The sequence below is a fragment of the Lentilactobacillus sp. TOM.63 genome (assembly GCF_030361045.1).
GTDB classification, from domain to species: Bacteria; Bacillota; Bacilli; order Lactobacillales; family Lactobacillaceae; genus Lentilactobacillus; species Lentilactobacillus dabitei.
Genome location: NZ_JAUCAP010000013.1, coordinates 1 through 14,628 on the forward strand (window position 1 = coordinate 1; position 14,628 = coordinate 14,628).

The 14,628-nt window shown below is 42.6% G+C and carries 12 protein-coding genes; 6 read left to right on the top strand and 6 right to left on the bottom strand.

Annotated features, from left to right (window positions below; all coding sequences use genetic code 11):
- Positions 1-138 precede the first annotated feature (138 nt).
- The 5 genes from QUF07_RS03895 to QUF07_RS03915 form a co-directional block, all read right to left on the bottom strand.
- Positions 139-846 carry a DnaD domain-containing protein gene (locus tag QUF07_RS03895; RefSeq protein ID WP_217161262.1) on the bottom strand — a complete coding sequence of 236 codons (708 nt, stop codon included), beginning with the start codon at positions 844-846 and terminating at the stop codon, positions 139-141.
- A gap of 36 nt (positions 847-882) precedes the next feature.
- The gene (gene asnS, locus QUF07_RS03900) at positions 883-2,178 is read right to left on the bottom strand and encodes an asparagine--tRNA ligase (protein WP_217161263.1); all 1,296 of its coding nucleotides are present in this window, start codon (positions 2,176-2,178) and stop codon (positions 883-885) included.
- Entirely contained in the window at positions 2,165-3,385 is a 1,221-nt protein-coding gene (locus QUF07_RS03905) for a pyridoxal phosphate-dependent aminotransferase (RefSeq protein WP_217161264.1), read from the bottom strand. Before QUF07_RS03905 ends, asnS begins: the two co-directional genes overlap by 14 nt.
- A gap of 21 nt (positions 3,386-3,406) precedes the next feature.
- Positions 3,407-3,793, bottom strand: a complete 387-nt coding sequence (locus QUF07_RS03910) for a cell wall elongation regulator TseB-like domain-containing protein (protein WP_289426833.1) — start codon at positions 3,791-3,793, stop codon at positions 3,407-3,409.
- 185 nt (positions 3,794-3,978) lie between these two features.
- Complete coding sequence (locus QUF07_RS03915; RefSeq protein WP_289426834.1) at positions 3,979-6,813, bottom strand: helicase C-terminal domain-containing protein; 2,835 nt, start codon at positions 6,811-6,813, stop codon at positions 3,979-3,981.
- Between the two features lie 195 nt (positions 6,814-7,008).
- On the opposite strand from QUF07_RS03915, the gene mvk reads away from it, so the two are divergent.
- From mvk to fni, 4 genes are read left to right on the top strand one after another with little or no spacing between them, the layout of a single operon-like run.
- Entirely contained in the window at positions 7,009-7,986 is a 978-nt protein-coding gene (mvk, locus tag QUF07_RS03920; RefSeq protein WP_217161266.1) for a mevalonate kinase, read from the top strand.
- Positions 7,967-8,953, top strand: a complete 987-nt coding sequence (mvaD, locus tag QUF07_RS03925; RefSeq protein ID WP_249778639.1) for a diphosphomevalonate decarboxylase — start codon at positions 7,967-7,969, stop codon at positions 8,951-8,953. Before mvk ends, mvaD begins: the two co-directional genes overlap by 20 nt.
- Before the next feature lie 19 nt (positions 8,954-8,972).
- Positions 8,973-10,058 carry a phosphomevalonate kinase gene (locus QUF07_RS03930; protein WP_249778390.1) on the top strand — a complete coding sequence of 362 codons (1,086 nt, stop codon included), beginning with the start codon at positions 8,973-8,975 and terminating at the stop codon, positions 10,056-10,058.
- 3 nt (positions 10,059-10,061) lie between these two features.
- Entirely contained in the window at positions 10,062-11,096 is a 1,035-nt protein-coding gene (gene fni, locus QUF07_RS03935; RefSeq protein WP_217161267.1) for a type 2 isopentenyl-diphosphate Delta-isomerase, read from the top strand.
- 202 nt (positions 11,097-11,298) lie between these two features.
- Here fni and QUF07_RS03940 read toward each other — a convergent pair whose 3' ends face one another.
- Positions 11,299-12,663, bottom strand: coding sequence for an RsmF rRNA methyltransferase first C-terminal domain-containing protein (locus tag QUF07_RS03940; RefSeq protein ID WP_217161268.1), 1,365 nt, complete (start codon positions 12,661-12,663; stop codon positions 11,299-11,301).
- Positions 12,664-12,741: 78 nt separating this feature from the next.
- Here QUF07_RS03940 and QUF07_RS03945 point away from each other — a divergent pair, with 78 nt between their 5' ends.
- Together QUF07_RS03945 and QUF07_RS03950 are read left to right on the top strand one after the other, a co-directional pair.
- Positions 12,742-13,569, top strand: coding sequence for a Cof-type HAD-IIB family hydrolase (locus tag QUF07_RS03945; protein ID WP_217161269.1), 828 nt, complete (start codon positions 12,742-12,744; stop codon positions 13,567-13,569).
- A 473-nt stretch (positions 13,570-14,042) separates the two neighbouring features.
- Positions 14,043-14,504 carry a hypothetical protein gene (locus QUF07_RS03950; RefSeq protein ID WP_289426835.1) on the top strand — a complete coding sequence of 154 codons (462 nt, stop codon included), beginning with the start codon at positions 14,043-14,045 and terminating at the stop codon, positions 14,502-14,504.
- The last annotated feature ends 124 nt before the right edge of the window (positions 14,505-14,628 follow it).

The window sequence follows — 14,628 nt, forward strand, 5'->3', positions numbered from 1 at the left end:
TCTAACGAGAAACAAAAAATCTGTCATCAGTAATAGATAAAATCTATTACCAACAACAGATATTGTAGAACCTTTTTGGAATGCTTGTCCTTTTCATCAAATCGTAGAATATCTCGGTTTTAAAATTTAGCAAGCGAATTATTTTTGTTCAGGATTTCCAGACAAATCAATAAACGGAATCTTGGGGCCCTGATATCTGGCTGGGGCCTCATTATCAGCTGATTTACGTTGATGCTGATAGGCTTCTACCTGTTGAGGTGACCTCAGGTTCTTTTTCTCCCAGCTCACCAAAATTCTGTCCATATATTTCAGATTGTAAACCTGACTTAAAACCGCCTCTTTTAAAGCCAATTGAATGATTTCCGGGGTGTAATGGTCTATATCCAACCATTGACTAATCGTTTCCATCTCCAGGGGTGATAACGTTCGGCCAAACTCTTTCTCGATACTTTCAAAAACGGTCTGCCGCTCGCTTACTTTGACAGGTTGAGCGGATGGCTGATTTTGCCCATGTTCAGCTGACTTGAGAATCCCCAATTTGTCATACATCTGCGTAAAGTCATAAGCATCGACTTTTTGGCCTTCAATGCTCAATTGGGTAATAGCCGCCAACTTTTTCTCGATCATTTGGTGAAACAAGTTAAAAAGCTGCTGTTCACTCAACCCCGTCTGTCGTTGTAAATCACCAATTTCAGGCATTGGCACAATTAAGTCATGATTTCCCTTTATTAACAGATATATCAGTAGTTCTTCATTGCTAAGACCAATTCGGCGATAATTTTTTAACAGATCGTTATTAACGGTTGTTTGACCCTGGTTGAGAAGTTCGCGTGCGTAATCATCCAATCAAATTACCTCACTCTCAATTTAACAAATTCTAATTTATGGGTAAATCCGGTTCAACAATCTTGGGAATGGAATGGCTTCTCGAACATGATCCTCACCAGTTAACCAGGTCAGACAGCGTTCGAGACCAAGCCCGAATCCAGCGTGAGGAACACTTCCGTATTTTCGGAGGTCCAAATACCAGGAATACTCATTCGGATCAAGATCGTGTTTAACAATTTGATCATACAAATAATCATAATCGGTCGCCCGTTCTGAACCACCAATGATTTCACCATAGCCTTCAGGTGCTAATAAGTCGGCACAGATCACGACATCATCCCTGGTTGGATGCGGCTTCATATAAAACGCCTTAATGGCTTTAGGATAATTCAACACAAATACGGGTTGTTTAAATTGGTCGGCCAGATAAGTTTCTTCCGGTGATCCAAAGTCAACGCCCCATTCAAGGTCAAAACCACCCTTTTTGAGCATATCAATCGCCTCATCATAACTAATTCTTGGATAAGGAAGGACGGTATACTTCTTAAGGGTGTCGATATCACGATCAAGTGTTTGCAGCTCATGCTTGCAATTTTCGATCACTCGAGTAACCAAATAAGCAATGTATCGTTCTTGAATCTCCAAACTTTGTTCTTGATGCATAAAGGCCATTTCGGGTTCGATCATCCAGAATTCAATCAAATGACGACGTGTTTTCGATTTTTCAGCTCTAAAGGTAGGCCCAAATGAAAACACTTTACCAAATGCCTCAGCGCCGGCCTCTTCATATAACTGGCCACTCTGGGATAGATAAGCATCCCGATCAAAATACTCCGTATGGAATAAAGTTGTGGTGCCTTCAGGTGCGCTACCTGTCAAGATCGGCGCATCAATTTTGACAAAGCCCTCATTGTAGAAAAAGTCATAACTAGCCTTGATAACTTCATTTCGGATCCGCATCACAGCGCTTGGGCGGCTAGATCGTAACCAAAGATGACGATGATCCATCAAGAAGTCGACCCCGTGTTCCTTAGGCGTGATTGGATAATCATGGGTTTCAGAAACCACTTCAATCGTTTCAACCTCGATCTCGTAGCCAAACTTTGAGCGGCTATCTTCATGAATAATCCCAGTAATCCACATACTGGTTTCCTGCTTAACTTCCTTAGCTAATTCGAAAGTTTCAGGAGAAACGTTGTTCTTAACCACAACCCCTTGGAAAAACGCCGTTCCATCCCGCAACTGTAGAAAAGCAATTTTTCCACTGGATCGTTTATTGGTGAGCCAAACGCCCATCTTAACTTTTTCGTTTACATACTTGGGTGCATCGACCATACTAATCTGCTTCACTACTAATTCCTCCAGACAACTCTTTCTCTAAATATTGATCCATAAATACTTTAATTCTTGTAATGCCAATCTTTAAATCATTCAAGCTGGTTGCATAACTGATTCGTAAATAACCAGGCATTCCAAACGCAGAACCATCCACGACTGCAACGTGGGCCTCATTCAATAAACAAGCGACGAGTTGTTCGGAACTTGTCACCCCAACTAACCCCATGGCGTCAGTGACCTTTGGAAACAGATAAAAGGCTCCCTGTGGCTTTTCTGCAACTTCAAAGCCGGGGATTTCGTTGACTAATGGATACACGGTATTGAGGCGATCCTCAAATGATTGCCGCATGCTTTCAACATCTGCTTGATCTGATTGAAGCGCGGCGATTGCTGCATATTGACTAACCGTTGCAGGATTTCCTGTCATGTGGGATAACACGGAATTGACCCGTGAAATTAACTCAGTTGACCCGGCAATATAACCAATCCGCCAACCAGTCATTGAATAAGCCTTTGAAACCCCGTTCACTAAAATGGTTGATTGGGCAATCCGACCACCTAATTGGATTGGGGAATAAAACCGGTTATTATTATAAATTAATTTGCCATAAATATCATCAGAAATAATCACGATCCCGTGATTAACTGCCCAATTGCCGATGTCTTCAAGCTCGTTGCTCGAATAGATGGTTCCAGTAGGATTCTGCGGCGTGTTAATCACCAACAGCTTTGAATGGGCATTAACCACACAATCCAAAGTTTCTGGGGAAATTTTGAAATGATCGTTGGTTTCAACCATCACAGGCTTGCCACCAGCCAAAATAACTTGCTCTTGATAACTCACCCAGCTTGGTTTAGGCATCAAAACTTCATCGCCTGGATCCACCAATACCTGCATTAAAGCGTACAAAGCGGTTTTAGCACCACAAGTGATACTAATCTGGTCGGATGAATAGTCGGTCCCATAATCAATATTGGTCCGATCGGCGGCGGCTTGCTTGAGGTCATCTAATCCACTAGCCGGAGTATAAAAACTGGTTTTCCCAGTTCGAATGGCTTCGATTGCCTCATCAGTGATCACAGTGGGGGTTTTGAAGTCTGGTTCACCGATACTGAGATTGATCACATCGATCCCGTTTCGAACCATTTGTTTAGCCCGATTCGAGACCCCAATTGTTGCAGAGGGGGTGATGTGCTTGATCCGTTTTGAAAATTTCATATTAATTTCCCTTCAGTTAGTTTAGATGTTGTTAATTGATCGATAGACATTGCCGGTTTTGAAATTCAATGTGGCAAAGCACAAATTGTTGCTGGAATTCAAATAGCTGACCACCCAATATGGTTTGCCCTTGATAAGCGTCAGGCTAATACTATTGATTTTTTTCGGAGATTTTTTCTCTTGGACAACATTTCGAATCGCATCAACGGATAACCCGCTGCTCTGGTTGACCACAGTGATTGTTCCGCCTTTCTTGGCAATAATGGCATAAATCTTTTTGCCCTTATTGTCAGTCCCAGCGACCGAATAGTACGTTTTATTCAGATTAGACGAATAAAACGAGCTCACCGTCGTCAACCCGGCGTACTTCTTAGCCATCGATACCGTTTGGCTTCTCGCCGTCCTCATCGGTTTTTCAGCTTGGTGAAAAATAATAAAAACGGAGAAAAGCAGGACCAGAATAACGGATGTGACAATCCATGACACCTTTACTTTTGATTGTTTTTTAATGCGACGCTGCCTTTGCATAATGTTTTCCTTTCACATCAGTATTGTTATTTATTATAGCAAATAACCGCCCTATTTGAGACGTTCTAGGCCTTGCTTTCGAAAAATTTAACCATATCAGCAATACATTCATTAATATCGCCCCTCACAATTGGGATCTCATTGCGTAAATTGGCAAGAACAATACTGCCGTAGCGTTTCGTCAACAATCGTGGATCAAGGATAAAGATCGTCCCAAAATCATCCCTGGTACGCAGTAGTCGCCCCATCCCTTGTCGCAGTCGTAACGTCGCTTTTGGCAGCGTGATACTGTAAAATGGATTTTTACCTTTACTGCGTTCAATCGAATACAAAGCGTGGTTATAGGGATCTGCCGGTGTGTCAAATGGCAGTTGAGCCACCACCAAATTTTCCAGCAAATGCCTTGGAAAATCAACTCCCTGCCAGAAAGTATTTGCTCCAAGTAAGATTGCCGGTTCGTGATGAACAAATTGCTTGCTGATCTTAGTGGCAGTCCCATGAACCCCCTGGGCCAAGACAAAATGATTAGCTGTGAAGCCACTCTCTTGAAGCATTCGGTAAGTGCGTTCAATTGCATTCAACGAATTGAACAGTACAAGGGTTTGCCGGGGTCCTTTTCGATAAATTGCTTCAATATTGTTGGCAGTTTGCTGCAAATAGGTATCCGAGTTAGTCGCAAACTTCCCATCGTTCTCACCAGTGACCAAGTAAAGTCGTGCTTGGTCAGCCGGGTTAAAATCACTCTTTAACCGTTTAACTGCTGATTTTTTTCGGTCAATGCCCAACAAATCATAAATAAACTGGGAGCGTCGAGATGAGAAAATAGTTGCTCCCGTAAAGGTTGTGGGTTCAAACGAGGAATAAATGTGATCATTCAAATAGTCTTCAGTCTTTAAGATCCCTCGGTTCAAATTCAAACTGTTCACGTCTTTCGCATGGTTAATCGTAATCCAAGTGACATGCTGTTCAATGGAATGATCATCAACATCGATAATTCCTAACATCTCAGCGAGTCGATCATTAAAGTCATTATAATTCTCAAAGAACGAATAGATTGCCATAAAATTCTGATTGGTAAATGAATCTGAAGTATGATCAACTTCTCGATTGAGCTTAACCAACAAATCATCAGTATGATCTTTCAATCCCCGGAGCCGCTGAATCAATGCTTGATTGGCTTTAGTTGCATCCTTCATTTCAGTAATCGGAATTAATCGTTCAAAAAAATCAACATTGCGATGAAGCTTTTTGTGATTAACAACTTGATCATAAAAGGTACGAATGATCGCATTCACCAGTTCTTTAATTGCTTCAAGCTGACTTTCCAGTTGATTGGTCAAGTCACCCAAGATGGCATTGCCGGCAACGATATCGCGAATATTCTCGCCGTGACTTTGGTTAATGCTGGCAAGAATCTTATTGATTGCCGAAATTAACGATAAGGGTTTAATCTTTTCTTGATTATTTCGGATCGCCGTCTCAGCAAATTGCTGGGTCTCATCAATCAAAAGATACGGTTTAGCTGGTAAGGCTTTAAAATACTGCCAATTTTTAATCAAATACGTGTGGTTAACAATCATAAAATCAGCCATTTCGGCTCGGCGCAAATTGTAACGGAGAAAATCATCTTGATAAAAGGGTTCATTGGGATCCAACCACTTCACGCCGGTGTGCTGAATTTTCCAAACAAATGGCGTCTGGTCAACATTCAAATGTAATTCATCTAAATCGCCTGTTATGGTAATCGTCAGCCAAACGAGCATCTGGGCTTTGATAAACGGGGTTTGATTCGAATTATCCGGCACAAATAAGAGATTTCGGAATTTATAGAGATCCAAATAATGTCTGGACCCTTTCAAAGTGACGCTGCGAACGTTAAACGGCAATTCTTGGTTCAGCATTGGCAGTGTCTGGTTTTGCAATTGAAATTGTAAATAAGTGGTCGACGTACTGATCACAACCGGCTTCTTCGGGGTTGCAAGGTATGAAAATGGCAAACAATAGCCTAAACTTTTACCAATTCCAGTCGGGGCTTCGATCACCATTGTCTTAGCTGAATGATGCGCCTGGTCCGCGTAATTGTTGTAGATTAAGTTCATCATCTTGTTTTGCTCAAGCCGCGATTCCAATTGATCAGGCAATACTTTAGATTTAGCTTTGCGGGTTTTCGGGTATTTTGCCTCCGGCTGGCGAACATTGAGATTGTCAGCAACTTCCCGCCGGCGAATCACCAACCCGGATGACAATTTCAAGTATGCAGGCAGTTCCCGTTTTCGGGGGTTCTTTTGATTCACTTCGTTTGCGTCCAGAAAGACTTTCAGTGTATCCTGTGGCAATGACGGACTGACATTAACAATTTGTTCCAAAGTAATGCTTGGCAATTCTTTAATTTGCCGCAATAAAATGAGTAATAATTTGGCAGTTGCCAAAGCATCGCTATCAGCCGTGTGGGGATGGTCATGCTTAATATTGAAGTAGGCACTAAGGTCCTGCAGCCGATAACTTGCCAACGTTGGCAAGAGAATCTGGCTTAACGTAACCGTATCAATCGCTTCAATTTGAAGTTCGGGATATCCCACCCGCTGGAATTCAGCATTTAAAAATGGGAAATCAAAATTAACGTTATGCGCCACAAACACAGTCCCGCTCAGCAAGCCATAAAGTTTAGCAGCTACTTGATCAAACGTCGGGGCCTTTTTTAAGCGATCATTGTTAATTCCCGTTAACTGGACAATCCGGTTGGGAACCTCGCACTGCGGATTAATGTCAGTCACGAAGGTATCAATTATTTTATTGTCTGAAACCAAACAGCAGCTGAATTGGATGGTCCGGTTACCTGCTGCTAGGTCAGTCCCGGTCGTTTCAATGTCAACAACTGCAAAAGTTGTTTTTGAATTCATAGTGTTCACCAATCTCATGAATATCGTGATTTTTCTTAAAAGTTCACTAATGTTAATAATACTACAAGCTCATTGTGATAATCTACCATATAAAATGACTTCTAATTTTTATAAAACTCTAAAAATATGATGAAAAGCTTCTTCCAACGGTTAATTATGATAAAATTGGAATGTTTGAAAGTGAGAGGATAAAGATTGAAAGAAAAAGCAACCGGCACAAGTTACGCAAAAATTATTTTTTTCGGGGAACATAGTGTGGTTTATGGAAAGCCGGCCATTGCCATTCCCCTCTATTCGGTTGATGTAAATGTCGCCATCAGATTAACGGCCATCGGGCAAACAATCCATTGCCGATACTTCGATGGACCGATTTCCGAAATGAACGATAACCTCAAAGGCGTTGGCGTTTTAATTCAACGGCTATTAAGTCGATTTCATGCGCCTGATCTACCATTTGAGCTCTCAATCACCAGCAAAGTTCCCTCAGAACGAGGAATGGGCTCGTCTGCTGCTACTGCAGTTGCACTGGTTCGCGGCTTTTTTGACCTCTTTGAAAAGTCACTAACTCGAGCAAAACTACTGGAATTAGCTGATATTGAGGAAAAAATTACGCATGGCAACCCAAGTGGATTAGATGCTGCAACGGCTAGTTCAGAAGCACCCATTTGGTTTATTAAAAATCAAATTAATGAGCAAATCGAATTTCATAGTTCTGACCTGTGCCTGGTCATTGCCGATAGTGGCCTTAAAGGGAAGACCAGCGAGGCAGTTTCATTGGTTCATAACAACGTTGTTGAAGATGCCGAAATAGCCGTCCCAATGATCGATCAACTCGGACGAATTGCCAATACAGCCAGAGATGCGTTGGCCGATTCAGATGAAGACTTACTAGGAACATTAATGAATCATAGCCAGGTGAACCTTGCGCAATTGGGTGTTAGTACCAATACACTTGATAAATTTTGCCAAATTGCAGTCACTAATAAGGCTCTCGGTGCCAAGCTTACCGGCAGCGGCCTTGGCGGCTGTATGATCGCTTTGGCCCGCAATCAACGGGATGCCCAAGTAATTTCCACCAAGCTTCGCCAAGCCGGTGCAACTCAAACTTGGATCCAATCATTCAAAAATTACGAATTTTCTACGGGAGAACGTCATGACAACCTTGTCAAATGATCCAGTGAGTGCCTTAGCCCATACCAACATTGCTCTGATTAAATATTGGGGCAAAAAAGATGAGCGGCTCATCATTCCTTACACGAGCAGCTTGTCACTGACCCTTGACCAATTTTATACAGAAACTTCAGTTCGATTTGATCAATCACTGTCAGCAGACAAAGTTGAGATCGACGGTGCCGCAGTTTCCGGAAAAAGTTGGCAGCGGGTTCATGATTTTCTAACCGTGGTTCGCCAGCTTGCCGGAATCAATGCTGCCGCCGAAGTGATATCCCTTAATCACGTACCAATTGCCGCCGGGTTGGCTTCCTCTGCGTCCGCATTTGCTGCGTTGGCTGCAGCCGCCAGCAAAGCAGCCGGCCTTCAATTGACATCAACAGATCTTTCCCGTCTTGCTCGCCGGGGTTCAGGTTCAGCTTGCCGTTCCATTTTCGGCGGCTTTGTTGAATGGCAACGTGGCCATGATGACACAGATTCATACGCTTTCCCCCTTCAGCAGACTGGCTTGAAAGACATTTCAGTCATTGCCCTCACCGTTGAAAGTAAGCCGAAATCGATTTCCAGCCGGGAAGGTATGAATCGATCAGTCACCACCTCCCCCTACTATCCAACTTGGGTCAATGTAGCTCAAAATGATTTGGTAGATATCAAATTGGCAATCGTCGCAAACGATTTTACCAAGTTTGGGACGATCAGCGAACTGAACGCGATGAGAATGCATGCCTTGACGCTTAGTGCGGCACCGGATTTTATGTATTTCAACAGTGAGACCCTAACGGCCATGAACCTCGTAAAGCGTTTAAGACATCAAGGCATTGAATGCTACTATACGATCGATGCCGGCCCAAACGTTAAAGTCATCTGCCAGCAAGCAAACAAACCGCAGATTGTGGGCGCATTTACTAAACTACTGGGGCCAAAACGAGTCACCACGTTGCAAGCGGGTCCCGGTGTTCAATATTTATAACCAGAAAGGAAATGATCGGTTGATTACGGTCAAAGCTCCAGGAAAATTATACATTGCAGGAGAATACGCGGTGGTCGAGACTGGCTACCCTTCTATTATTGTGGCATTGAACCAATTTGTAACCGTAGAAATTTCTCAGAGCAAATCTTATGGCAGTATCGTTTCCAAACAATATCGTGATGATTCAGTTCTTTGGCGTCGTCAAGGTGACCAAATGATCTTGGATAATCGTGATAATACTTTTAATTACATAATTTCAGCCATCCGCCTGACTGAGGAATATGCCCAAGCACTCGGTCGGCCGATGGAACTTTATGATCTACGAATCAATAGTGATCTTGACAGCCCAAACGGCAAGAAATACGGCTTAGGCTCCTCAGCTGCCGTGACCGTTGCAACGGTTAAAGCCCTGTGTCAGTTTTACAAATTACCACTAACCAAGAGCCAATTGTTCAAATTATCCGCAATTGCCCATTTAGACGTTCAAGGCAACGGTTCATTAGGCGACATTGCCGCCAGTGTGTACGGGGGTTGGATTGCCTACTGGTCATTTGACCGGGATTGGTTATTGGCTGCCCGGACCCAACAAAGTTTAACTGAATTGGTTAACCAACCTTGGCCATCCTTAAAGATCACCCAATTAACCCAACCTGATAACCTTCGATTGATTATCGGCTGGACCGGGACGCCGGCATCAACCTCTCACTTGGTTGATAAGGTGGCCATTCAGAAAAGTCGGCAACACCAAATTTATGCCGAATTCCTTCGGGACAGCAAGAACTGTCTTGAAGATTTAATCCAAGGATTTAAGGATGGCAGCTTGGAACGCATCAAGACGGGAATTAAACGCAACCGGGAAATTTTGCAGCAACTTGCAGACTTTACCAAGGTCGCAATTGAAACCCCAACTTTAAAAAAGATGTGCGACATTGCTGTAGAAAACACCGCTGCCGCTAAATCTTCTGGGGCCGGTGGTGGCGATTGTGGGATCGTTGTGATCGATAAGCAGGTCAACGTTGATTCAATGATCGAACGCTGGAAAGAAAACGGCATCACCCAGCTTGCACTCAATGTGCACCCGGTCATCGACCTGAATAAGGAGTAAACTATGATTTCAAAACACTCACATCGAAAAGATGAACACGTTTCATTAGCCGAGAAATTTTATCGGGATGATGTCGATTCTTTTGATGACCTCCGTTTTGTCAATACTGGACTGCCAAGGGTTTCTCTTGATGAAATTGATTTAGCGACCCACATTGGCCCAGTTGAATTACCGGCCCCATTTTATTTGGAGGCAATTTCTGGTGGTAGTGAATATACCAAAAAGATTAATGCCGCTCTCGCTGAGATTGCCGCTCAAACCGGTATTGCAATGGCAGTTGGGTCTCAAAGCGTGGCATTGAGTGACCCATCTTTAAAAGATACATTTGAAATCGTCCGCCAAGTGAATCCGGACGGCCCCATCTTTGCCAATATTGGTGCTAATCGTTCCGCTACCGATGCATTAGCTGCGATCGAGATGATTTCAGCGGACGCTCTGGAAGTTCACATTAATACGGCCCAAGAGTTGATTATGCCTGAGGGAGATCGAGAATTTCATTTTACTGAAAACATTGCTGAAATCATCGCCAAAGTTCAAGTTCCGGTCATCGTTAAAGAAGTTGGCTTTGGGATTAGTCAAGAAACGATTCATCAATTAATCAATATGGGTGTTAAATATATCAACGTGAGTGGTCGTGGCGGAACCGATTTTGCCAAGATTGAAAACTTTCGCCGACATTCAAAAGATATGGGTTACCTTGAAAACTGGGGATTAACGACGACGGAATCCTTATTGGAAAGCCGGCAATTCCAGAATCAAGCAACAATGATTGCCTCTGGGGGCATTAAGTCGCCACTAGATGTTGCTAAGTGCCTTGCACTTGGGAGTTCAGCAGTCGGCGTTGCCGGTTATTTTCTTAATCAGGTTATCAAACATGACAAACAGGAAGTGATTAAGACTATCAACAACTGGAAATACGGTTTAAAAGCAATCATGTTAATGCAAAATTGTCACACGATTAATGAGTTGAAAAGCAAAAAAATGATTTTATCTCCTCAATTGATGTCATATATGCAACAACGACATCTCAGCTACTAAAAACAAGCTAACAACAGGCGGGCAAAGGACTTATAAATGCAACTTGGTTTCCCATTTTGTTACTGATAAAACGTGCGACAAATGGCTGATTCCTGCCATTTAAACCAAAAGAAGCAGTGCATTCCAAAATCAGAATGCATTGCTTCTTTTGGCTCAAATTCGAGGCTCAAACCGTCTATTGTCCGTATTTTAGATTGTTCTGTTATACGCTAAATCTTAACCCCTTAGGAAAGAAATTCTTGGCGGTGCCATTCACAACCTTTACAAACCCAACTGGGAGGTCCTCACACACAATTTGATACCATCCCTTCATTAATTCTCGATCAACTTGGAAAGTATCCCCATGAACGTATTTAGCCCAATCTTCATCATTAATGTTAATGGTGTGTTTTAACTCGCTCGGTTTCAACGCTAAGGCAAGTGCATAGCTGGGTTCAAACCGCTTTTTCTTGAACGTTCCCAATTTTAATCCTAACCGCACAATTTTAATGCCGTCCAAGTTAGGTGTGATTTCTGGAACAGCATATAAATCATCTTTAAAGCTAACCAACCGACCAAATGAAGCCGAGTTCAGCGTTTCTTTCTTAAACGCCTGCCAAAGTTGCTGCTGATCACGGGATAAGTCAGAAATATTCCGACTAATCTTAGCAGGACGATCACGCGTCTCCTGGTTGACGGGGTTGCCCAACTTTCTTAACTTGGCAATGAAGTGCCCTTCCCCCTTGAAATGATGGGGGAAAATTCGGACACAGTTCCGTAATGCTTCGTTACCATCAGCCCACTCTGGAATTCCAGAGTCCATCCCCGGGAATTTCTTGACCGGTAAAATTTCGAAATCATAATTAGTAACTAACCAAGAAATGATTTGTTCGTCTTCTTCTGGGGCAAAGGTACAAGTTGAATAAATAAGCTCCCCGCCAGGCCGCAAATTCTTCACAGCTGCGGCTAAAATTGTTCGCTGTCGGGTTGCACATTCAGTCGGATAATCCTTATTCCAATATTGGACAGCTTCAGGATCCTTACGAAACATCCCTTCCCCCGAACACGGTGCATCCACTAACAATCGATCAAAATAACCAGGCAACTTTTCAGCCAAAGCATCGGGATTAGTGTTCGTGACAATCGTGTTGGTGAACGAAAAACGTTCCACATTCTCAACAAGGACTTTCGCCCGCTTGGAATCAATTTCGTTGGCAATAAGCAATCCCGCATTCTGCAAATAACTGCCCAAGTGAGTTGTTTTTCCACCTGGTGCCGCGCATAAATCAAGCACCTTTTCATTCAGTTGTGGATGAGCAACTTCCCCAACATACATAGCGCTGGGTTCTTGACTATAAACTGCCCCTGCTTGGTGGCCAACGCTTTTTCCGCTAACAGTTCCACGGTACCCAAATTGGCAATGGTCGGTCGGATAACGATAATCCAAATCTTTAGGCTTCACATTCTTTAATGGATTGAGTCGGAAACCGTGATTAGCCGGTTCTGAGAAACTTGCAATAAATTTGTCAGCTTCCGGCTTGCCCATTAATTTTTGATACTTGTTAATAAAGTCAGTAGGTAAATCCATTCTTATCTTCCTTTTCGGTGTCAATGATTGACGAAGTATTAATAATCAGATAACATAAAGCAATACGTAATTAAAGGAGTGAGCATCATTACAAAGAAACTAATTGCGCTTGATTTAGATGGGACGACGTTGAATAACGACGGCAAAATCAGCCCTCAAACAAAAACAACAATCAATCAGGCAGTTAAAGCCGGTTGTGTTGTGAGTCTGGTTACTGGTCGTCCTAACCGAATATCTGAAAACTTTTATGATGAACTTAATTTAAATACACCAATGATTAATTTTAATGGTAACCTTGGCATTTTACCACATCAACAGTGGCCTCGCGAATATCAGTACACAATTGACAAAGAAATTGTGATGGAGTTGCTTGAAAAGAGCCAAGAACTTGGCCTGTCATTAATTGCTGTAGAAGGGCGGAATCTGTTTTTAGCCAATCACGGTCTGAAAAGTGGCTTTGGCTTCTTCCCGAGCACTTTGAAAACCAACCAAATTCTGAGTCAGCAAAGCTTAAAAGACAACCCCATCAGCATTACCGTTGAAGTTAAGCCCGAGTTAAAGGCTGGCTTGATTGATTTCGTTAAGAATCAATTTGGCGACCAAGTAGAAGTATCGCCTTGGGGTGGCCCCCATCCCATCGTAGAAATCGCAACAAAAGGCGTCCACAAGTCAACCGGCCTCAAATTTCTAGCGGATTATTATGGCATCCTGCAACGTGATATTATTGCGTTTGGTGATGAAAGTAACGACGCTACCATGATGGCGTTTGCTGGAACAGGCGTTGCCATGAAAAATGCCAACTCACAAATTAAAGAATTGGCGGACGACGTCACGGAGTACACGAATGAGAACGACGGCGTTGCCCGTTATTTACAAGAACATTTAGATCTGGCAGTCAACCAATGACTTCTATCGGCGATCGGAATCGTCAGTGAAAAGTACCTCAATGATTTAAATTCTATTGATAATCGGACGTTAGCGATATAATCCCAAAAATTACGCAAATAGCGCGGTCATTCTATTTTTTGAATGATTGCGCTATTTGCGTACATGGCAGTAATTCCACCACGGATAAGCACTTTTAGGCCATCCAATCAAACCATCGTAGCCAAATTCGGAATATCTGGACAACCTACTGACATTTTGGACACTAACCGCTTAGTAACCCCTTTTTGTCGCCCAGCTCATCGTTAAAATACCATCAATTAATTTACCATTAAATCCTTCTAAAAAATTTCTAAGCATATTTATACCAAAAAACAAGTGATGGTTTTATACTTTTGTTGATTGAAAGCCCGTTGACTAGAAATCAAGTTCAGGTTGTTTTTACGTCACAATTTTGAAAGTTTCAAGGAATGCCGAGAACTGGAGGGATGGCCATGAATGATTTGCTCAAAATATCAGATTTTGCATTTATTTACATGCTAATCGGATTATGGTTCGGTGACTTCTTTGCCATGCGTAACATTGGTAAAACATCAAAGTACGTATCTCAACTGCTGAAAAAAGATGCTGCTGGACTTCAGGTTGCCCTATCTGGCGCGCCTAATTTGTCCCCAGAAACACGTCGACTGGCTATCAAAAAAGTCCGAGTCATCAAGCGTTGGTACTTTTTAGCCAGCAAAACTGGCTCAATGATCATTTTACTGGCTATTGAACAATGGTTGCTGTTCACTGCGAAACAAAACTGGGGATTAGTCACAATTGAGATTTCCATGTTGTTTCTTTGTGCGATTATTTTAGCTGCTGATTTGAGAATTAATGTTGTTCGGACAAAACTGGAAGAGATTTTGAAGCCCTATGAAGATAAGTTGTGGTTCGAATATCGACTGAGGAGTTGAACCGACTGGGACAATAAGCGTTTTGATCTCAGAATTCAACGAAAAGAACCAATTATTCCTGATTTTGGAATAGTTGGTTCTTTTCGTTGAATGGCCGGGATTAGTCGTTTGGCACAATATTAAT